20 protein-coding genes are annotated in these 19274 nt (G+C 68.4%); 16 read left to right on the top strand and 4 right to left on the bottom strand.

The genetic code is table 11. The features are described from left to right. The first annotated feature begins 4 nt into the window (after window positions 1-4). The 11 genes from ASE12_RS05200 (at window position 5) to ASE12_RS05150 (ending at window position 14026) form a co-directional block, all read left to right on the top strand. Window positions 5-436 (top strand): acyl-CoA thioesterase, encoded by a 432-nt coding sequence (locus tag ASE12_RS05200; protein ID WP_369797240.1) that lies wholly within the window; start codon window positions 5-7, stop codon window positions 434-436. Between the two features lie 16 nt (window positions 437-452). Further along, the gene (locus tag ASE12_RS05195; RefSeq protein WP_056397812.1) at window positions 453-1010 is read left to right on the top strand and encodes an NYN domain-containing protein; all 558 of its coding nucleotides are present in this window, start codon (window positions 453-455) and stop codon (window positions 1008-1010) included. Window positions 1011-1065: 55 nt separating this feature from the next. After that, a complete protein-coding gene (ftsY, locus tag ASE12_RS05190) occupies window positions 1066-2193 on the top strand; it encodes a signal recognition particle-docking protein FtsY (protein ID WP_056404552.1) in 1128 nt (375 codons plus the stop codon). Window positions 2194-2369: 176 nt separating this feature from the next. Further along, entirely contained in the window at window positions 2370-3629 is a 1260-nt protein-coding gene (locus ASE12_RS05185) for an ammonium transporter (protein ID WP_082582092.1), read from the top strand. Between the two features lie 17 nt (window positions 3630-3646). Further along, window positions 3647-3985 carry a P-II family nitrogen regulator gene (locus ASE12_RS05180; protein ID WP_056397808.1) on the top strand — a complete coding sequence of 113 codons (339 nt, stop codon included), beginning with the start codon at window positions 3647-3649 and terminating at the stop codon, window positions 3983-3985. Window positions 3986-4096: 111 nt separating this feature from the next. Next, window positions 4097-6385: a [protein-PII] uridylyltransferase gene (locus ASE12_RS05175; protein ID WP_082582435.1), complete on the top strand. Its 2289-nt coding sequence runs from the start codon at window positions 4097-4099 to the stop codon at window positions 6383-6385. 261 nt (window positions 6386-6646) lie between these two features. Further along, window positions 6647-8179, top strand: a complete 1533-nt coding sequence (gene ffh, locus ASE12_RS05170) for a signal recognition particle protein (protein ID WP_056397802.1) — start codon at window positions 6647-6649, stop codon at window positions 8177-8179. Between the two features lie 47 nt (window positions 8180-8226). Then, a complete protein-coding gene (locus tag ASE12_RS05165; RefSeq protein ID WP_056397799.1) occupies window positions 8227-8742 on the top strand; it encodes a gluconokinase in 516 nt (171 codons plus the stop codon). Continuing rightward, a complete protein-coding gene (locus ASE12_RS05160; RefSeq protein WP_082582091.1) occupies window positions 8739-10124 on the top strand; it encodes a gluconate:H+ symporter in 1386 nt (461 codons plus the stop codon). The genes ASE12_RS05165 and ASE12_RS05160 overlap by 4 nt, the downstream gene beginning before the upstream one ends. Window positions 10125-10346: 222 nt before the next feature. Continuing rightward, window positions 10347-12080, top strand: a complete 1734-nt coding sequence (locus tag ASE12_RS05155) for an ABC transporter ATP-binding protein (RefSeq protein ID WP_056397796.1) — start codon at window positions 10347-10349, stop codon at window positions 12078-12080. Then, window positions 12077-14026, top strand: a complete 1950-nt coding sequence (locus tag ASE12_RS05150; RefSeq protein ID WP_056397793.1) for an ABC transporter ATP-binding protein — start codon at window positions 12077-12079, stop codon at window positions 14024-14026. Before ASE12_RS05155 ends, ASE12_RS05150 begins: the two co-directional genes overlap by 4 nt. Here the strand turns inward: ASE12_RS05150 and ASE12_RS05145 are convergent. Both ASE12_RS05145 and ASE12_RS05140 read right to left on the bottom strand, forming a co-directional pair. After that, complete coding sequence (locus tag ASE12_RS05145) at window positions 14003-14737, bottom strand: septum formation family protein (protein WP_162255467.1); 735 nt, start codon at window positions 14735-14737, stop codon at window positions 14003-14005. The two genes, ASE12_RS05150 and ASE12_RS05145, sit on opposite strands and share 24 nt — an antisense overlap. 77 nt (window positions 14738-14814) lie before the next feature. Further along, window positions 14815-15171: an ArsC/Spx/MgsR family protein gene (locus ASE12_RS05140; protein ID WP_056397782.1), complete on the bottom strand. Its 357-nt coding sequence runs from the start codon at window positions 15169-15171 to the stop codon at window positions 14815-14817. Window positions 15172-15221: 50 nt separating this feature from the next. Between ASE12_RS05140 and ASE12_RS05135 the strand changes: the two genes are divergently transcribed. Further along, a complete protein-coding gene (locus ASE12_RS05135; protein ID WP_056397779.1) occupies window positions 15222-16109 on the top strand; it encodes a sterol desaturase family protein in 888 nt (295 codons plus the stop codon). Here the strand turns inward: ASE12_RS05135 and ASE12_RS05130 are convergent. Both ASE12_RS05130 and ASE12_RS05125 read right to left on the bottom strand, forming a co-directional pair. Next, the gene (locus ASE12_RS05130; protein WP_056397777.1) at window positions 16106-16405 is read right to left on the bottom strand and encodes a transcriptional regulator; all 300 of its coding nucleotides are present in this window, start codon (window positions 16403-16405) and stop codon (window positions 16106-16108) included. The two genes, ASE12_RS05135 and ASE12_RS05130, sit on opposite strands and share 4 nt — an antisense overlap. Beyond that, complete coding sequence (locus tag ASE12_RS05125) at window positions 16402-16881, bottom strand: hypothetical protein (protein ID WP_056397774.1); 480 nt, start codon at window positions 16879-16881, stop codon at window positions 16402-16404. Before ASE12_RS05125 ends, ASE12_RS05130 begins: the two co-directional genes overlap by 4 nt. Window positions 16882-16980: 99 nt before the next feature. On the opposite strand from ASE12_RS05125, the gene ASE12_RS05120 reads away from it, so the two are divergent. From ASE12_RS05120 to rimM, 4 genes are all read left to right on the top strand, one after another. Next, entirely contained in the window at window positions 16981-17751 is a 771-nt protein-coding gene (locus tag ASE12_RS05120) for a crotonase/enoyl-CoA hydratase family protein (protein WP_056397771.1), read from the top strand. Between the two features lie 189 nt (window positions 17752-17940). Beyond that, on the top strand, window positions 17941-18480 hold the full coding sequence (gene rpsP, locus ASE12_RS05115; RefSeq protein ID WP_056397767.1) for a 30S ribosomal protein S16: 540 nt from the start codon (window positions 17941-17943) through the stop codon (window positions 18478-18480). A 14-nt stretch (window positions 18481-18494) separates the two neighbouring features. Further along, window positions 18495-18734, top strand: coding sequence for an RNA-binding protein (locus ASE12_RS05110; protein WP_056397763.1), 240 nt, complete (start codon window positions 18495-18497; stop codon window positions 18732-18734). A gap of 5 nt (window positions 18735-18739) precedes the next feature. Further along, window positions 18740-19273 (top strand): ribosome maturation factor RimM, encoded by a 534-nt coding sequence (gene rimM / locus ASE12_RS05105; RefSeq protein WP_056397762.1) that lies wholly within the window; start codon window positions 18740-18742, stop codon window positions 19271-19273. Window position 19274: the final 1 nt, after the last annotated feature.

Genomic DNA, 19274 nt, shown 5'->3' with positions numbered 1-19274 from the left:
CGAGGTGCGGCTGCGTACGGACTTCAGCGTCCTGCGCACCATCACGACGCGGTGGGCCGACGAGGACGTCTATGGTCACGTCAACAACGTCGTCTACTACTCGTTCTTCGACACGGCGGTCAACGGCTTCCTGATCGACGCGACCGGCACCGACATCCGCAGGCTCGACGCGGTCGGCCTGGTCGCCGAGACTCAGTGTGAGTTCCTGCGCGAGCTGGGCTTCCCCGGCGACGTCCAGGCCGGCCTCGCCGTGACGAAGCTCGGCACGTCGAGCATCGTCTACCGCATCGGCCTGTTCCAGGGCGACAGCGACGAGCCCGCGGCGATCGGCCGCTTCGTCCACGTCTACGTCGACGCGACGACCCGCAAGGTCACGCCGATCCCCGAGTCGATCCGCGCCGCGGTCACGCCACTGGTCATCGCCGGCGACTCCTGAGGCGTAGGGTCCGAGCATGAGCGACCGCACCACGTACGTCCTCGTCGACGGCGAGAACATCGACGCGACCCTGGGGCAGTCGATCCTCGGCCGCCGGCCCAACCCGCACGAACGCCCGCGCTGGGACCGGCTCCTGCAGTTCGCCGAGGACACGTGGGCGCAGCCGGCGACCGGCCTGTTCTTCCTCGCTGCCAACGGCGAGCTCCCGATGCCGTTCGTGCAGGCGCTCACCGCGATCGGGTTCCGCCCGATCGCGCTGTCGGGCGAGGCTGACGACAAGGTCGTCGACATCGCGATCCAGCGCACCCTCGCCGAGCTGTCGCGCCGCGACGCCGACGTCATGCTGGCCAGCAACGACGGCGACTTCATCGAGCAGCTCGAGCCGCTGGTCGGCACCGACCGGCGTACGGCGCTGCTCGCGTTCCGCGAGTTCCGCAACGCCGGCTTCGTCCCGCTGTTCGAGCGCGGCCTGGAGTTCCACGACCTCGAGTACGACGTCAAGGCGTTCAACGACCGGCTGCCACGCATCCGCATCATCCCGATCGACGAGTTCGACCCCAACGAGTTCCTCTGACGTCGCAGCGGTCACTGCACTGGCGCGAGCGGGTGCATAGGATCAGGGCGTGACCCTGACTGTGCTGCTCCTGATCATCCTTGGCGTCGTCGTCGTGCTCGGCGCCGGCATCGCGCTCGTCGTCGGCCGTGGCCGCAAGGAGCTGCCGCCTCCGTCGGAGCTCGACCGCGTCACCGAAGAGGTCATCCAGCACCCGGAGCATCCCGAGCCGCACCTCGACGACGAGGAGCCGGCCGCGACGGTCTCGACGATCGAGCGCCCCGAGGCGCCGCAGGGCCGTCTCGTACGCCTGCGCGCCCGGCTCGCCCGCTCGCAGGGCTCGCTCGGCAAGGGGCTGCTGGCCGTGCTCAGCCGGTCGACGCTCGACGACGACGCGTGGGAGGAGCTCGAGGACACGTTGCTCGCCGCTGACGTCGGTGTCACCGCGACCGACGAGCTCGTCGCCAACCTCAAGACGCGCGTACGGGTCGAGGGCATCGACGATCCTGCTGCCGCCAAGGCCGCGTTGCGTGAGGAGCTGGTCGGTCTGATCAACCCGACGTTCGACCGTACGCTCGTGACCACCGGCGCGGACGGCAAGCCCGGCGTCGTGCTGGTCGTGGGCGTCAACGGCACCGGCAAGACGACGACCGTCGGCCGGCTGGCCCGCGTCCTGGTCGCCGAGGACAAGACCGTCGTGCTCGGTGCCGCTGACACGTTCCGCGCCGCCGCCGCAGACCAGCTGCAGACCTGGGGCGAGCGGGTCGGCGTGCCCACCGTGCGCGGCCCTGAGGGTGGCGACCCGGCGAGCGTCGGGTTCGAGGCCGTGCAGCGTGGCATCAACGACGGCCTCGACGTCGTGCTGGTCGACACCGCCGGGCGGCTGCACACCAAGACCGGGCTCATGGACGAGCTCGGCAAGGTCAAGCGCGTCATCGAGAAGCAGGCGCCCGTGACCGAGGTGCTGCTCGTCATCGACGCCACCACAGGGCAGAACGGCCTGACACAGGCGCGCGTCTTCGGCGAGGTCGTCGACGTCACCGGCATCGTGCTGACCAAGCTCGACGGCACCGCCAAGGGCGGCATCGTGATCGCGGTGCAGCGCGAGCTCGGCGTGCCGGTCAAGTTCGTCGGGCTCGGCGAGGGAGCGGACGACCTGGCGCCCTTCGACGCCGAAGAGTTCGTCGACGCACTGCTGTCGTAGCGCGCACGCGTCTTTTCGGGCGGCTGTGCGCTCGCCGTTACCTGTTCTTAACAAACGGGATGCACATGTCATCTCCGCGCAACGTTGAGGCTCTTGCGCTGAAACCGTTCACCTCCACAGTGGTGCCCTAATGGCGCCCACTCGTGTGCCGAAAACTACCGAAATTCGGAGGCCTAATGGACGGCTATTACGCCTGGATGATCGTGGCAACAGCACTCGTGCTGATGATGACCACGCCAGCGCTCGCCCTCTTCTACGGCGGCATGTCCCGCTCGAAGTCCGTGCTCAACATGATGATGATGTCCTACATCTCGATGGCCGTTGTCGGCATCGTGTACGTCTTGTGGGGCTGGTCCGAGTCGTTCGCCAAGACCGGTGACGGCAAGCTGTTCGCCAACCCCTTCACGCTCTGGGGACTCGACGGCGTCGGGTGGGAGTCCTACATCGCCGTGATGTTCCAGCTGACCTTCGCTGTCATCACTGCCGCGCTGATCTCGGGTGCCATTGCCGACCGCGTCAAGCTCTCCTCGTGGATCGTCTTCCTGCCGATCTGGGTCACGCTCTGCTACTTCCCGATCGCCCACATGGTCTGGGGCGGCGGCTGGATCTCCGAGCACCTGAAGGCGCAGGACTACGCAGGCGGCACCGTCGTGCACATCAACGCCGGTGTTGCAGGCGGCATCCTGGCCCTGGTCATCGGCCGACGCGTCGGCTGGCCCAAGGAGCAGATGAAGCCGCACAACCTGACGCTCACGATGATCGGTGCAGGCCTCCTGTGGTTCGGCTGGTACGGCTTCAACGTCGGCTCGATCGTGTTCGTCGCCGGTGACGGTGGCAAGAAGGACATCGCCCAGTTCATGTCCGAGACCGGGGTCACCTTCGCCAACACGACCGTGGCCACGATGGCGGCGCTGCTCGCATGGCTCGTGGTGGAGCGCATCCTCCACGGCAAGGCCACGTCGCTCGGCGCTGCATCCGGCATCGTCGCCGGTCTGGTCGCGATCACGCCGTCGTGTGGTGCGGTCAGCATCACGGGTGCCATCCTCATCGGCGTGGTCGCTGGTGGGGCGTGCGCATACGCGGTCGGCCTCAAGTTCAAGTTCGGCCTCGATGATTCGCTCGACGTCGTGGGCGTCCACCTCGTCGGCGGCATCGTCGGCACCGTGCTGATCGGCTTCCTGTCGACCTCGTCGGCGCCTGGTGGAATCGACGGTCTGTTCTACGGCGGAGGCTGGAGCTCGCTCGGTCACCAGGCCGGAGCGGCAGGCTTCACGATCGTGTGGACCGGTATTCTCACCACGATCATTGCGTTGGCCATCAAGTACACGATCGGGTGGAGGGTCAACGAAGAGGACGAAGTTGAAGGCATCGACTTCGCTCAGCACGGCGAGACCGCCTACGACCTCGCCGGAACCTCCGGCAGCGGCCACCTCTGAGAACGGGAGACTGACGAATGAAGCTCGTAACTGCAGTCATCAAGCCGCACAAGTGGGAAGAGGTCCGCGAGGCCCTCGCCGCAGCGGGCGTCGCCGGCATGACGGTGACCGAGGCAAGCGGCTACGGCCAGCAGAAGGGACACACCGAGGTCTACCGCGGTGCTGAGTACGACGTCTCGCTGGTCCCCAAGATCCGCCTCGAGGTCGTCGTCGACGACGCCGATGTCGAGAGCGTGGTCAGCACGATCACCGGCTCGGCGCAGACCGGCAAGATCGGTGACGGCAAGGTCTGGGTCATCCCGGTCGACTCGGTCGTGCGGGTCCGCACGGGTGAGACGGACGAGGCAGCTCTCTAAGGGCTGACGACCATCAACGGAGCCGCCGCAACGCCTCAACGGGTGTTGCGGCGGCTCTGTGCTGTGTGTCCGGCGCCGCCGGTGCGCGGCACGCTGCGTACGATCACCACCGTGACCCACGAGTTCGACAAGGCCGCGCTCGCCCAGCAGCGGAGCGACCGGGCGCTCGAGGCCGATCGCCGGCTCCGGCAGCTGTTCGCGGCGGCAGTGCCGGCGGACGGCAGCGATCCTCGCGAGGGCCCGGGCCTGGCGCTCGTCGCGGTCGGCGGCTACGGCCGCTCCGAGCTCTCGCCGTTCAGCGACCTCGACGTGGTGCTGCTCCACGACCCGTCGGTCGATGAGTCGGTCGTACGCGAGGTCGCCGAGGCGATCTGGTACCCGCTCTGGAACGACGGCGTCGCGCTCGACCACTCGGTGCGCGACACGGTGCAGATGCGCGAGGCGGCGGCGACCGATCACCGGGCTGCGATGGGCATGCTCGACGCGCGTACGGTGGCCGGCGACTCCGGGCTGGTCATGACGTTGCGCTCGCAGGTGCTGGCGGACTGGCGACGCGACGCGCGCACGCGTGTCGAGGAGGTCCGCGAGGCCCGCAACGCGCGCATCGAACGTGCAGGCTGGCTCGCCCACGCGGCCGTACCCGACCTCAAGGAATCCGGGGGAGGGTTGCGCGACAGCGTGATCCTGCGGGCCCTGGTCGCGACGTGGCTGATCGACGTGCCGCACGGCGAGTCCGAGTCGCTGCGGTCCGACCTGCTCGACGTACGGGATGCGCTCCACCAGACCGTCGGTCGCCGCGTCGAGCGCCTCGACGCCGAGGTCATCCCGGACGTCGCTCGTTTCCTCGGCATGGGCGCCGAGGAGCTCGACCTGCACGCGCGCCAGCTCGGCCGGCGCATCGCGCACCTGGCGTCACTCTCGTGGCACAAGATCGACGAGGCCCTGGCGCCGCCGGCCAAGCGCAGCATCACGCCGACCGGTCCTGCCGTGACGCCGCTGGCCGAGGGCGTGGGCGTCCTCGACGGCGAGGTCATCGTGACCGGCAAGGCGGACCCGACGACCGACCCCGAGGTCGCGCTCAGGGCCGCAGCCGCAGCCGCGCGGGCTGGGCTGCCGCTGAGCCCGGGCTCAGCGGTGCGGCTCGCCGCATCGATGGGTGAGCTGCCCGACCCGTGGTCGCCGTCGTCGTCGCGCCTCATGGTCGACCTGTTGAGCGCCGGGCAGGGCCTCGTACGCGTGTGGGACGAGCTCGACTTCGCCGGTGTCGTCGACCTGCTCCTGCCCGAGTGGGTCGCGATCCGGCTGCGCGGCTCGTCGTCGCCGGTCCACCGGTTCACCGTCGACCGGCACAGCCTCGAGACATGCGTGTACGCCGCCAAGGTCAAGCGCGACGTCGCCCGCCCCGACCTGCTGGCCGTGGCGGCGTTGCTGCACGACATCGGCAAGGGTGCCGAGGGCGATCACTCCGAGGTCGGCGAGCCCATGGCCGTACGCATCGCGCGTCGCTGGGGCTTCAGCGACGACGACGCGGCGGTGGTCGGCAAGCTCGTGCGCTGGCACCTGCTGCTGCCGACCATCGCGACCCGCCGGGACATCGAGGACCCGTCGACGGCGGCCAACGTCGCGGAGATCGTCGAGACCGAGGACTTCCTCGACCTGCTGGCCGCGCTCACGGCGTCGGACGCCCAGGCGACGAGCCCCGCCGCGTGGTCCCCGTGGCGGCAGGGGCTGACCGAAGGGCTGGTCGAGAAGGTCCGTGGTGTGCTCGACGAGACCGTCACCTCGCCGACGGCCGAGGACTACGAGGGCTGGCCCGCAGACGTACCGATCCCCGACCACGGCGCCATGGGACCGGCCGACTTCACACTCACGGTCGAGCCCCACCAGGGCGGTTCGTTGCTGACGATCGTGACCTCCGACCGCCAGGGCGTCATGGCCGACCTCGCTGGAGGCCTGGCACTTGCCGGTCTGGCCATCCGGTCGGCGCGCACCGTCACGCTGGGCGATGCCGCTGTCTCGCTGTGGGAGGTGTCGCGGGCCGATGTCGACGCGGCACGACTGACCGACCGCCTGCGTCCCGCGATGGCCGGCGAGCTCGACCTTTCCGGCCGGCTCGAGCTGACCTCGATCCCTGACGCCCCTGACGCGCGCGTGCGCCTGCTCGACCGGTTGTCGGAGACCGCGACGCTGGTGGAGGTGCGCGCGCAGGACCGACGCGGCCTGGTCTGGACCGTGTGCGACCAGATCGCCTCGTTGGGACTCTCGATCCGCTCGGCGCACATGTCGACGTACGGCGACGAGGTGCGCGACGTGTTCTACGTCGTCGACGGCGCGGGGCAGCCCCTCGACGCCACGATCGCCACGACCCTGCGCGACAACCTCGCCACCGCCCTCGCCTGACCCTGCGCTCTGCGAGGGCGGTGGCTGAGGTCGAACGCGGGCGGTGCAGGTTCGACCAGGGTCACCGCCGACGCAGGAGTCACGGCGGCTGCGCCCTTGAGCGGTGGCTGAGGTCGAACGCGGGCGGTGCAGGTTCGACCAGGGTCACCGCCGACGCTGGACGGTTCGACCAGAGTCACCGCCCACTGAGGGGAGCGGCCACGGGGACTCGGTTAGAGTTGACCGAACCCCTTTCTTCCATTCGAGGATGACGACCGACGTATGTTCGACACCCTGCAAGATCGCCTGCAGTCAGCGTTCAAGAGCCTGCGCGGCAAGGGTCGGCTCTCCGAAGCGGACATCGACGCCGTAGCGCGTGAGATCCGCGTCGCGCTGCTGGACGCCGACGTCGCCGTGCCCGTCGTGCGCGACTTCATCGCCAACGTCAAGGAGCGGGCCCGCGGCTCCGAGGTGAGCCAGGCGCTCAACCCCGCCCAGCAGGTCATCAAGATCGTCAACGACGAGCTGGTCGGGATCCTCGGCGGCGAGACCCGGCGCATCCGCTACGCCAAGAACCCGCCGACCGTCATCATGCTGGCCGGCCTGCAGGGTGCCGGCAAGACGACCCTTGCCGGCAAGCTCGGCCTGTGGCTCAAGGGCCAGGGCAAGTCGCCGATGCTCGTCGCGGCCGACCTCCAGCGGCCCAACGCCGTCAAACAGCTGCAGGTCGTCGGTGAGCAGGCCGGCGTCACGGTGTTCGCCCCCGAGCCCGGCAACGGCGTCGGCGACCCGGTCAAGGTCGCCACCGATGGCCTCGCCGAGGCCCGCCGCACGTTGCACGACGTCGTCATCGTCGACACCGCCGGTCGCCTCGGCATCGACGCCGAGCTGATGCAGCAGGCCGCCGACATCCGCGCTGCCGTGGATCCCGACGAGGTGCTGTTCGTCATCGACGCGATGATCGGCCAGGACGCCGTCGTCACGGCCGAGGCGTTCCTCGAGGGCGTCGACTTCACCGGTGTCGTGCTGACCAAGCTCGACGGCGACGCGCGTGGTGGTGCTGCGCTGTCGGTGCGTTCGATCACTGGCCGGCCGATCATGTTCGCGTCCACGGGTGAGAAGCTCACCGACTTCGACGCGTTCCACCCCGACCGCATGGCGTCGCGCATCCTCGACATGGGCGACATGCTCACGCTCATCGAGCAGGCCGAGAAGGCGCTCGACACCGAGCAGGCCGCCAAGGACGCCGAGCGCATGCTGGGCGGCACGTTCACGATGGACGACCTCCTGACCCAGCTCGAAGGCATCGCCAAGCTCGGCTCGATGTCCAAGATCATGGGCATGATCCCCGGCATGGGGCAGTACAAGGAGCAGATCAACAACTTCGACGAGCGCGAGTTCGACCGCATCAAGGCCATCATCAAGTCGATGACGCCGGCCGAGCGCGACAACCCCAAGCTCATCGACGGCTCGCGCCGCACCCGCATCTCCAAGGGTTCGGGCACGCAGGTCAAGGACGTCAACAACGTCGTCGACCAGTTCTTCGCGATGCGCAAGATGATGCAGCAGATGTCCAAGGGCGGCGGAGTCCCGGGTATGCCCGGCATTCCCGGTATGCCCGGAGTGGGCAAGCGCGCAGGTGCCAAGCAGAAGCCCCAGCAGAAGAAGAAGGGCAAGCGCGTCTCCGGCAACCCCGCCAAGCGCGCCGCGGAGGCCGCCGGCGCGACCAAGAAGGACGGCGCGAGCGCGTTCGGCTTCCCGGCCGGCGGCAACGACGAGTTCGAGCTGCCCAAGGAGCTCAAGGACCTGCTCTAGCGGTCCGTCCCGTGGCGGACAGACGCTGCGGGGCATACGGTCGGGGCATGGGGGAATCACCGCTCGTCGTCGTCATGGGCATCTCTGGTGTCGGCAAGTCTGCGATCGGGCATGAGCTCGCCGACCGCTTCTCGCTCGACTACGCCGACGGCGACGACTTCCACTCCGCGGCCAACATCGCCAAGATGTCCGCCGGCACGCCGCTGACCGACGAGGATCGCTGGCCGTGGCTCAAGGACATCGGCGTGTGGTTGCACGAGCACGACGCCGCGGGTGGGGTCATCAGCTGCTCGGCCCTCAAGCGTGCCTATCGTGACGTGCTCGTCGAGGCCGCGCCGCGTACGTGCTTCCTGCACCTCACCGGCGACCACGAGCTCATCAAGTCACGCATGGAGCACCGCGACCACTTCATGCCGACCTCGTTGCTGGAGTCGCAGGAGAAGACGCTCGAGCCGCTGCAGGACGACGAGAACGGCTGGGCCTTCGACATCACCCCGTCACCTGCCGAGATCGTGGACGCCTTCGTCGCCCGCGCCGGCCTCTCCCAGGAGGACACCGCATGATGCTCGCCGCACTGGCTACCGCAGACGCGCCCGAACCGGTCAAGGCTGTCGCCGGCACCGGACAGCTCATCACCGCCGCACTGGTCGGCGTCGCCGTCCTCGTCGTGCTGATCACGTTCTTCAAGCTGCATCCATTCCTGGCACTCATCCTCGGCTCGCTGACGGTCGGCGCGATCGCCGGCCGCAACATGCTCGATGTCGTCGCCAGCTTCAGCACCGGCGTCGGCGACACGGTCAAGGGCGTCGGCGTGCTGATCGCTCTGGGGGCGATGTTCGGCAAGCTGCTGGCCGATTCCGGTGGTGCCGACCAGATCGTCGACACGATCGTCGGGAAGTCGAGCCCACGGATGTTGCCGTGGTCGATGGCGGCGATCGGCGCGATCATCGGCCTGCCGATGTTCTTCGAGATCGGCCTGGTCCTGCTCATGCCGGTGATCTTCCTCGTCGCCAAGCGCGCCGAGCGTTCGATCATCGCCCTGGGCATCCCCGCCCTCGCGGGTCTTTCGGCGATGCACGGGTTCGTCCCGCCCCACCCGGGCCCGCTGGCCGCGATCGGCCAGGTGCATGCCGACCTCGGCCGTACGTTGGCGCTCGGCATCCTGGTCGCGATCCCCACGATCGTCGTCGCCGGTCCGCTCTTCGCACGGTTCGCCGAGCGTTGGGTGCCCGTGCCCGCCGGCGACCTTTACGACGCGACCACCGAGAAGCGCGAGGTCCGCCCCAGCTTCGGCATCACGTTGGCCACGGTCCTGCTCCCGGTCGTGCTGATGATGGGCAAGGCGTACTCCGACATCGCCCTCGACAAGGGCACCGGTGCCCGCAAGACGCTCGACTTCATCGGTGAGCCGTTCATCGCCCTGCTCATCTCCGTCGTGGTGGCGATCTTCACGCTGGGTCGCGCATCGGGCATGGACAGGGACGACATCAGCGACGTCCTCAACAAGTCGTTGCCGCCGATCGCCGGCATCCTGCTGATCGTCGGTGCTGGCGGCGGGTTCAAGCAGACGTTGGTCGACACCGGCATCGCGCAGGTCGTCGCCGACTTCGTCGAGGACTCCGGATTCTCGGTGTTGCTGCTGGCCTGGCTGGTGGCGGTGCTGATCCGTGTGGCCACGGGCTCGGCCACCGTCGCGACGGTCACGGCGGCAGGCATCATGTCCCCGATCGCCCAGGACCTCGGCAGCACCGAGGTCTCGCTCCTGGTGCTGGCGATCGGCGCGGGTTCGCTGTTCTTCTCACACGTCAACGATGCCGGGTTCTGGCTGGTCAAGGAGTTCTTCGGGCTCACGGTCGTCCAGACGATCAAGAGCTGGTCGATCATGGAGACCGTCCTGTCGGTGACGGGCCTGATCGTCGTGCTCGGCCTGAACGCGGTGGTGTAGGGCCGGCCCGGCCCTCGATGGTTGAGGTGCGGACGCCGCCTGCGGCCGTAGCCTCGAAACCACCTCGGGCTGAGCTGGGTGGTGATCTCACCGGGTTTCGTCATCGGGCGGCTTCGCCGCGATCGCTCAACCTGCCCTTGGCGTTCGCTCGCAGAGCTCGCTCAACCAAGGGCATGACATCTGTCGTGAGTTTGTGACAGGTCGGCGAGATAGCCTGAGGCAATGCTCATTCCGCTCCTACGGACGTATCTTGCGCCCTACAAGCGGCCCATCGCTGTCGTCCTGTTCTTCCAGCTGATCCAGACGCTGGCCAACCTCTGGCTGCCCGGACTCAACGCCGACATCATCGACAAGGGTGTCGTCGCCGGCGACACCGGCTACATCATCCGCACCGGCGGCATGATGCTGATGGTCACGGTCATCCAGGTCGTCTGCACGATCGTCGCGGTCTACTACGGCGCGCGCACGGCCATGGCGCTGGGCCGCGACCTGCGCGCCGGCGTGTTCGGCAAGGTCGAGACGTTCGCGGCCCGCGAGATGGCCCAGCTCGGAGCGCCCACCCTCATCACCCGCACGACCAACGACGTGCAGCAGGTGCAGCTCATCGTGTTCCTGGCCCTGACGCTGCTCGTGGCGGCGCCGATCATGTGCTTCGGCGGCATCTTCATGGCGCTGCGCCAGGACGTCGAGCTGTCGGGGTTGCTGCTGCTCGTGATGCCAGCCCTGATCATCAGCATCGGGCTGGTGATCCGCCAGATGCGCCCGCTGTTCCGGGTCATGCAGGTCAAGATCGACGGCATCAACGGCATCATGCGCGAGCAGATCATGGGCATCCGGGTGATCCGGGCGTTCGTCAAGGAGCGCTACGAGACCGAGCGGTTCGGTGATGCCAACCGCGAGACGATGGAGGTCGCGATCGCCGTCGGCCGGCTGACGTCGATGATGTTCCCGATCGTCATGCTGATCATGAACGTCTCGGTGGTCCTGGCGACCTGGTTCGGCGGCTACCGCATCGGCAGCGGCGACCTCGAGGTCGGCACCCTGACGGCGTTCCAGAACTATCTCGTCCAGATCCTCATGTCGGTCATGATGGCCACGTTCATGTTGATGCTGTGGCCGCGTGCGGAGGTCTCCGCCGAGCGCATCACCGAGGTGCTCGACACCGAGCCCAGCGTGCTCGCCCCTGACGACGCCGTCCAGGTCGCGCTGACCGGTGGCGAGATCGACATCACCGGAGCGTCGTTCGCGTTCCCCGGTGCCGAGCAGGACGTCCTGCACGAGATCGACATGGTGGCCCGGCCCGGGGAGACCACCGCGATCATCGGGTCGACGGGCAGCGGCAAGTCGACCCTGCTGGGCCTGATCCCGCGTTTGTTCGACGCGACGGCGGGCACGGTCCGCATCGACGGCCATGACGTACGTGCGCTGCACCCCGAGGACGTGTGGGCGTCGATCGGGCTGGTGCCGCAGCGACCGTTCCTCTTCAGCGGCACCGTGGCCTCCAACCTGCGCTACGGCCGGCCGGATGCCACCGACGAGGAGCTCTGGGAGGCCCTCGACATCGCCCAGGCGCGTGACTTCGTCGAGCGCATGCCCGAGCGGCTCGACGCCCCGATCTCGCAGGGCGGCACCAACGTCTCGGGCGGGCAGCGTCAGCGCCTCGCGATCGCCCGGGCGATCGTCAAGCGACCACCGATCTACTTGTTCGACGACTCGTTCTCGGCTCTCGACTACGCGACGGATGCCGCGTTGCGGGCTGCCATGCGTACGGCCACGGCCCAGGCGACCGTCGTGATCGTGGCGCAGCGGGTCTCGACGATCCGCAACGCCGATCGCATCGTCGTGCTCGACGAGGGACGCGTGGTCGGCACCGGCACGCACACCGACCTGATGCAGACCTGCGACGTCTACCGCGAGATCGTCCTCTCGCAGCTCACCGAGGAGGAGGCCGCATGACCGGGGGGCCGGGACGAGGGCCGGCGCTGGCGGGCATGGGGATGCCGCCGGCGCGGGCCAAGGACTTCAAGGGTTCCCTCCGCCGCCTGGTCGACCGGCTGCTGCGGCAGCGCGCGATGGTCTGGGGCGTCGTCGGGTTCGGCGTCATCGCCACGTCGATGGCCGTCATCGGGCCCAAGGTGCTGGGCCACGCGACCGACATCGTGTTCACCGGGTTCCTCAACGGCCAGTTCCCCGAAGGCCAGAGCAAGGCCGAGATCGTCGCCCAGCTGCGCAACGAGGGCAACGACAAGCTCGCGTCGCTCGTCTCCTCCGTCGACCTGCAGCCGGGCGCCGGCATCGACTTCCACAGCCTCGGCTGGGTGCTCACCGGCGTGCTGTGCCTGTACGTCCTGGCGTCCCTGCTGCAGTGGTTCCAGGGCGTGCTCACGACGACGGTCGTGCAGAAGACGGTCGCCGGGCTGCGCGACGACGTCGAGGCCAAGATCAACAGGCTGCCGTTGTCCTACTTCGACCGCACGGACCGCGGCGAGGTGCTCTCACGCACGACCAACGACATCGACAACATCGCGCAGTCGTTCCAGCAGACCATGAGCCAGCTGCTGACCTCGATCCTCATGGTCATCGGCACGCTCGTCATGATGCTCGTCATCTCGCCGTTGCTGTCGCTCGTCGCGCTACTGACCCTCCCGTTGGCGTTCGCGATCACCAAGGCGGTCACCAAGCGGTCGCAGCCGGAGTTCATGAAGCAGTGGGCGAGCACGGGTCGCCTCAACGGCCACATCGAGGAGGTCTTCACGGGCCACGAGGTCGTCAAGGTGTTCGGCCGCCAGCAGGAGGCGCGTCAGGAGTTCGACACCCGCAACGAGGCGGTCTTCACGTCCTCGTTCAAGGCACAGTTCATCTCGGGCGTCATCCAGCCCGTCATGATGTTCGTCTCCAACATCAACTACGTCCTCGTCGCCGTGATCGGCGGCCTGCGGGTCGCGTCCGGCACGTTGAGCATCGGCGACGTGCAGGCGTTCATCCAGTACTCCCGCCAGTTCACGCAGCCGCTGACGCAGGTCGCGTCGATGATCAACCTGCTGCAGTCAGGCGTCGCCTCGGCGGAGCGGGTCTTCGCCCTGCTCGACGAGCCGGAGGAGCGACCCGACGAGGCCGACGCGCCGTTCCCCGATCCCGTACGCGGCCGGGTCGTCTTCGAGGACGTCTCGTTCTCCTACAAGCTCGATGAGCCCCTGATCGAGCACCTCGACCTGGTCGCCGAGCCGGGCCAGACCGTCGCCATCGTCGGCCCGACCGGTGCCGGCAAGACGACGTTGACCAACCTGGTGCTGCGCTTCTACGACATCCAGGGCGGACGCATCACGCTCGACGGCGTCGACATCGCGCGCATGGACCGCGGACCGCTGCGCGAGAACTTCGGCGTCGTCCTGCAGGACACGTGGCTGTTCAAGGGCACGATCCGCGACAACATCGCCTACGGTGCCCATCGCGCGTCGGAGGAGCAGATCATCGCGGCGGCCGAGGCGGCGTACGTCGACCACTTCGTCCGCACCCTGCCCGACGGCTACGACACCGTGATCGAGGACGAGGGCACCAACGTCAGCGCCGGTCAGCGACAGCTGCTGACGATCGCGCGTGCGTTCCTCGCCGATCCGGCGATCCTGGTGCTCGACGAGGCCACCAGCTCGGTCGACACCCGCACCGAGTCGCTCGTGCAGGGTGCCATGGAGCAGCTGCGCTCGGGGCGTACCTCGTTCGTCATCGCGCATCGCCTGTCGACGATCCGCGACGCCGACCACATCGTGGTGATGGAGGACGGCCAGATCGTCGAGCAGGGCGACCACGACTCGCTGCGTGCCGCGGGAGGAGCGTATGAGCGGCTCTACTCCGCCCAGTTCGCCGCTCCCGTGGGCGACTCAGCGCTTGGCGCCCTTGAATGACCCGGTGGTCGCGGTCCCGTCGGAGACCATGCAGGTGACGCCCTTGTCGACGCTCCAGGAGTCCTTGGAGGGCCGCAGGAAGAAGATGCGCAGCTCCGACTCGTCCTGTCGCACCCCGACGTACGTGGCGAACTTGGCCACACATCCTTGCTCGGCCTGCTGGTCGACCTCCGGCTGACCCGGGAAGTCACCACCGGGCAGGTCGAAGTTGGCGAACGCCTCTTGGCGGTGCGGCTCGCTGCACGGGACGAGCTCGACGGTGAGCTGCGCCGACGTGCTGGGGTCCTTCTTGAGACAGTCGCCGGTGCGGATGCTGCCGGTGAGGACGTGCCCGCCCTTGACCACGTGCCCCGACGAGTCGCGCTCGGGCTGGCTGTTGACCACGGCCACGATCACGATGATCAGCCCCACGACCCACAGCGCGCAGACGAGCAGCGCCGAGATGGCCATGCCCTTGCCGTTCTTGCGGCCGCCACGCGACTGCACGAGGACGACGATCGCCAGGACCACCGCCGCGATCCAGGTGATGACCAGGAAGCCGAGCAACGCCATGACGAGTGCCGTGATCGCGAGCGCCTTGGACGGCGGTCGTTGCTGGCCGGGTGACGGGTACTGAGCCGCGTACGGCTGCCCCTGATATGGCTGCTGGTACGGGTGGGCGGCGGGCGGGCCGTACGGCTGGTTCGGGTCGTGCGGCGGCTGCTCGGTCATCGTCATCCCCTCGGCAGGCGCTGCATGCGCCGACGCGACAGGCTATCCCACCCGGGGACGCGCCATGGGCAAACGGATCAGTCCGCCAGGAAGGCTGCGATGCGGTCCTTGGGACGGCCGATGATCGCCCGGTTCCCGCGCACGAGGACCGGCCGCTGCATCAGGCGTGGGTGCTCGACCAGCAGGTCGGCGACGGCCTCTGGCGTCGTGTAGTCCTCGGCGTCCAGGCCCTGAGCCTTGAAGAACGGATCCTTGCGCACGAGGTCGGCCGGCGGGTCCTCGAGCTTGCCCATGAGCTCGATCAGGGCAGCGCGATCGAGAGGCTTCTTGAGGTACTGGACGACGTCGGCGTCGATGCCGGCGCCGGCCACCTCGTCGAGCGCGTGGCGGGAGGTCGAGCAGGCGGAGTTGTGCAGGATCGTCAGGTCAGACATGCCGCGAGCATACGACTGACTCCGGGGTCACTTCATGCGACCATGACCGGATGTGGGAGGCCTTTTCGCACAACCTGAACGACCCGGCGGGAGCCGCGGTGCCGTTCTTCCTGCTGTTCATGGTCATCGAGATGGCTGCGGTGCGCCGCGAGGACCGGGAGGATCGGGCGACCGCCGAGCGGGAGCGCGAACGCCAGGGAATGGGCTACCTCAAGGAGGACACCCGCACGAGCTTGACGATGTTCGTCGGCTCGATCGCGTTCTCCGCGATCTTCCGCACGGCGGCGTTCCTGCTCTACACCGTGATCTACGTGCACCTCGCGCCGTGGCACCTGTCGGCCGGCAACCCGTGGACCTGGGTCGGGGTCCTGCTGGGCGTCGACCTGCTCTGGTACACCTACCACCGCTTCTCGCACCGTGTACGCCTCGGCTGGGCCGGCCACCAGGCCCACCACTCGAGCGTCTACTTCAACTTCTCGACCGCCCTGCGGCAGAAGTGGAACCAGTGGTTCGAGGTGCTCATCTGGCTGCCGCTGCCGCTGCTCGGCGTGCCGCCGTGGATGATCTACTTCACGTTCTCGATCAACCTGATCTGGCAGTTCCACCTGCACACCGAGCGGATCGACCGTTTCCCGCGCTGGTGGGAGGCGGTGTTCAACACCCCGTCGCACCACCGCGTCCACCACGGCTCGGACCCGATCTATCTCGACCGCAACTACGGCGGCATCCTCATCGTCTGGGACCGCCTGTTCAGGTCGTTCCAGGCCGAGCAGCACCGCCCGACGTACGGGCTGACCTATCCGGTCGGCACCTACAACGTCTGGACGTTGCAGTACGGCGAGTACGTCAAGATCTGGCACGACGTCAGGCACGCACCGCGCTGGCGTGACCGGCTCGGGTACGTCTTCGGACCGCCCGGATGGGCCCCGCGCGACTAGGGCGTTTCGACGTCGATGACCGCGCGGAGTGCCGCGACGTGTCCGTCGAACGCCTTGCGCCCGAGCGCGGTGAGTCGCACGCGGACCCGTCGACGCCGGTCCTCGACGGGACGTTCGATGCTGATGTAGCCGGCGCTTTCGAGCGTCGCGAACTGCTTGGACAGGGCCGAGTCGGAGAGCTGCAGGCGGTCGCGGACGAACGCGAAGTCGATCCAGTCGGCCGACGCCAGCAGCGCCACGATCGACAGCCGGGTGCTGGGATGGATCAGCTCGTCGAACTGCGGTGCTGCGGTCATGCGCCGACGTTGTGCTCGGCCCTGCGGCGGGAGGCGGAGACGACCTGCGGGCCGAACCCGAGGATCGCGACCGCGACGACGATGCTCGCGACCGTGCCGGCGTGGTCGGCGCCATCGGCGTTGGCGGCGAAGCCGAGGCCGACCGTGACGAACCCGAGGGCGATCAGACACGCGAACAGCACGGAGGGCAGGTGCCGGTCGACGAGGCCCGCGCGTACGCTCAGCTGTCCCGAGCGGCGGCGACCGGAGAAGATCCTCTGCGCTATGGCGGAGTGCGCCGCGCCGAACACCAGCGTCGAAATGCCCGTGACCCACGGGTTGCCGACGTCGGCGAGCACGCCGAGCGCGACCCACGCCGCCGCCAGGCCCCACCAGTACCACCGGGGGAGTCCTACCTCGGCGATCACGTGTCGCTGCTGGTCCTCGATCGCGCGGAGCGCCAGCTGCGCCTCGGCCTCACTGATGTCCTTCGACATGTCGTACTCACTTTCCTGGTGGGAAACTCAACGTAGACTTTCCGACCAGGAAAGTCAACGGCCTCCGAGTCTGCTCCGGTCGTCGGCAAGAATGACTCCATGGATCACGTTCGGTACGACATCGACGAGAACATCTGCACGATCACGATGGATCGCCCCGAGGTGCGCAACGCCGTGGACGGCCCGATGGCCGCCGAGCTGCGCGAGGCGTTCCAGCAGTTCGAGGAGGACGAGTCGCTCGCGGTCGCGGTGCTGACCGGTGCCGGCGGCACGTTCTGCTCCGGCGCCGACCTGTCGGCGGTCGAGGATCCGGAGCGCCGCAACGAGCTGGATCCCGAGGGACTCGGCACCGGTCCGATGGGACCGAGCCGCATGGAGCTGACCAAGCCGGTCATCGCGGCGGTCTCGGGCCACGCCGTCGCCGGTGGCCTGGAGCTCGCGCTGCTGGCCGACCTGCGCGTCGTCGAGGAGGACGCGATCTTCGGCGTCTTCTGCCGGCGATGGGGCGTGCCGCTGATCGACGGCGGCACCGTGCGCCTGCCGCGCATCGTCGGCCAGGGCCGGGCGCTCGACATGATCCTCACCGGGCGACCTGTTGGCGCGCACGAGGCGCTGCAGATGGGCCTGGCCAACCGGGTCGTGCCCGTCGGGGACTCGCTCACCGTCGCCCACGACCTCGCCGAGCAGATCGCCGGGTTCCCGGCCGAGTGCATGAAGGCCGACCGGGCGTCGGCCTATCGGCAGTGGGACCTGCCGCTGGACGCTGCGCTGCGTTCCGAAGGCGCCAACGGCGTACCCATCGTGCAGCTCGAGGGTGCGGGCGGTGCCGCGCGGTTCGCCGGCGGCGAGGGCCGGCACGGCGAGTTCTGAGCCGCGGCAGCCTCAGCGTGCGGCCGAATTGGAGGCATGGCCGGTGTTCTGGCAGAATGACCCCTTGCGTCCGGTACGCGTGAAGACCCTCTCATCTTCGTGCCGCCCGGCTCACCGATTTCGTCGGCCGTGTCCCCACGCGGCACCGGCAGGTCACCACAAACACACATCTGAGGAGACACCACACTCGTGGCAGTCAAGATTCGCCTGAAGCGTATGGGCAAGATCCGTACGCCGTTCTACCGCATCGTCGTCGCCGACTCGCGCACCAAGCGCGACGGACGCGTCATCGAGGAGATCGGCACCTACAACCCCAAGGCCGACCCGTCGATCATCAAGGTCGACGGCGAGCGCGCCCAGTACTGGCTCGGCGTCGGCGCTCAGCCGACCGAGGCCGTCGCCGCGCTGCTCAAGATCACCGGCGACATCGGTGGCAAGAACACCATGAAGTTCGCCGAGGAGAAGCGCAGCAAGGAAGACATCTTCCAGGAAGCGCTCAAGGACCTCCACAACGAGCCCAAGGCTGACGCGACCACCAAGAAGGCCGCTGCTGCCAAGAAGGCCGCCGCCAAGGCTGAGGAGACTCCCGCTGAGGAGCCCAAGGCTGACGAGGCCAAGGCTGAGGAGCCCAAGGCCGAGGAGGCTCCCGTCGAGGAGCCCAAGGCTGACGAGGCACCTGCCGAAGAGGCCAAGGCCGACGAGGCACCCGCTGACGAGGCCAAGGCCTGATCGTGGCTGCCCCCATGATCGAGGTCATCGAGCATCTCGTCGCCGGCATCGTCGACAGTCCTGACGATGTCGACGTGCGCGCCAAGCAGACGCGCAACGGCGAGCTGTTCGAGGTCCGGGTCAACCCGGACGACCTCGGCAAGGTCATCGGTCGTCAAGGCCGTACGGCCACCGCCATCCGCAAGGTCGCGGGCGCGATCGCCGGTCGTGGCGGCGCGCGCATCGACTTCGTGGACGTCGACCGCCGCAACTGACGACCATGCAGGTCGTCATCGGCCGCATCGGCCGGGCCCACGGCATCCGCGGTGAGCTGAACGTCGACATCCGCACCGACGAGCCCGAACGGCGTTTCGCCCCGGGCTCGTCGGTCGTTTGCGGCGACCGAACGCTCACGATCGCGCGCGCCCGCCACCACAGCGGACGGCTCGTCGTGTCGTTCGAGGAGATCCCCGACCGCACCGCCGCAGAGGCGCTGCACGGTCGCATCATCGAGGCCGAGGTCGACCCGCTCGACCTGCCCGACGATCCCGACGAGTTCTACGACCACCAGCTGGTCGGACTCGAGGCACGCACCGGCGACGACGTCGTCGGCACGGTGACGGGCATCGTCCACGGCCCCTATCAGGACACCCTGGCGATCGACATCGACGGTCGCGAGGTGTTCATCCCGTTCGTCACCGAGATCGTGCCGGTCGTCGACGTCAAGGGCGGGTTCGTGACGATCAACGAGGTCGCCGGACTGCTCGACCCGGCCGAGGCCGAGAACGCCGCCTCGGACCTGACAGGCGACTGAC

Source organism: Aeromicrobium sp. Root236 (assembly GCF_001428805.1).
Lineage (GTDB): Bacteria > Actinomycetota > Actinomycetes > Propionibacteriales > Nocardioidaceae > Aeromicrobium.
The sequence above is the reverse complement of the archived record's forward strand: the minus strand, read 5'-3'. Positions and strand labels throughout refer to the sequence as shown.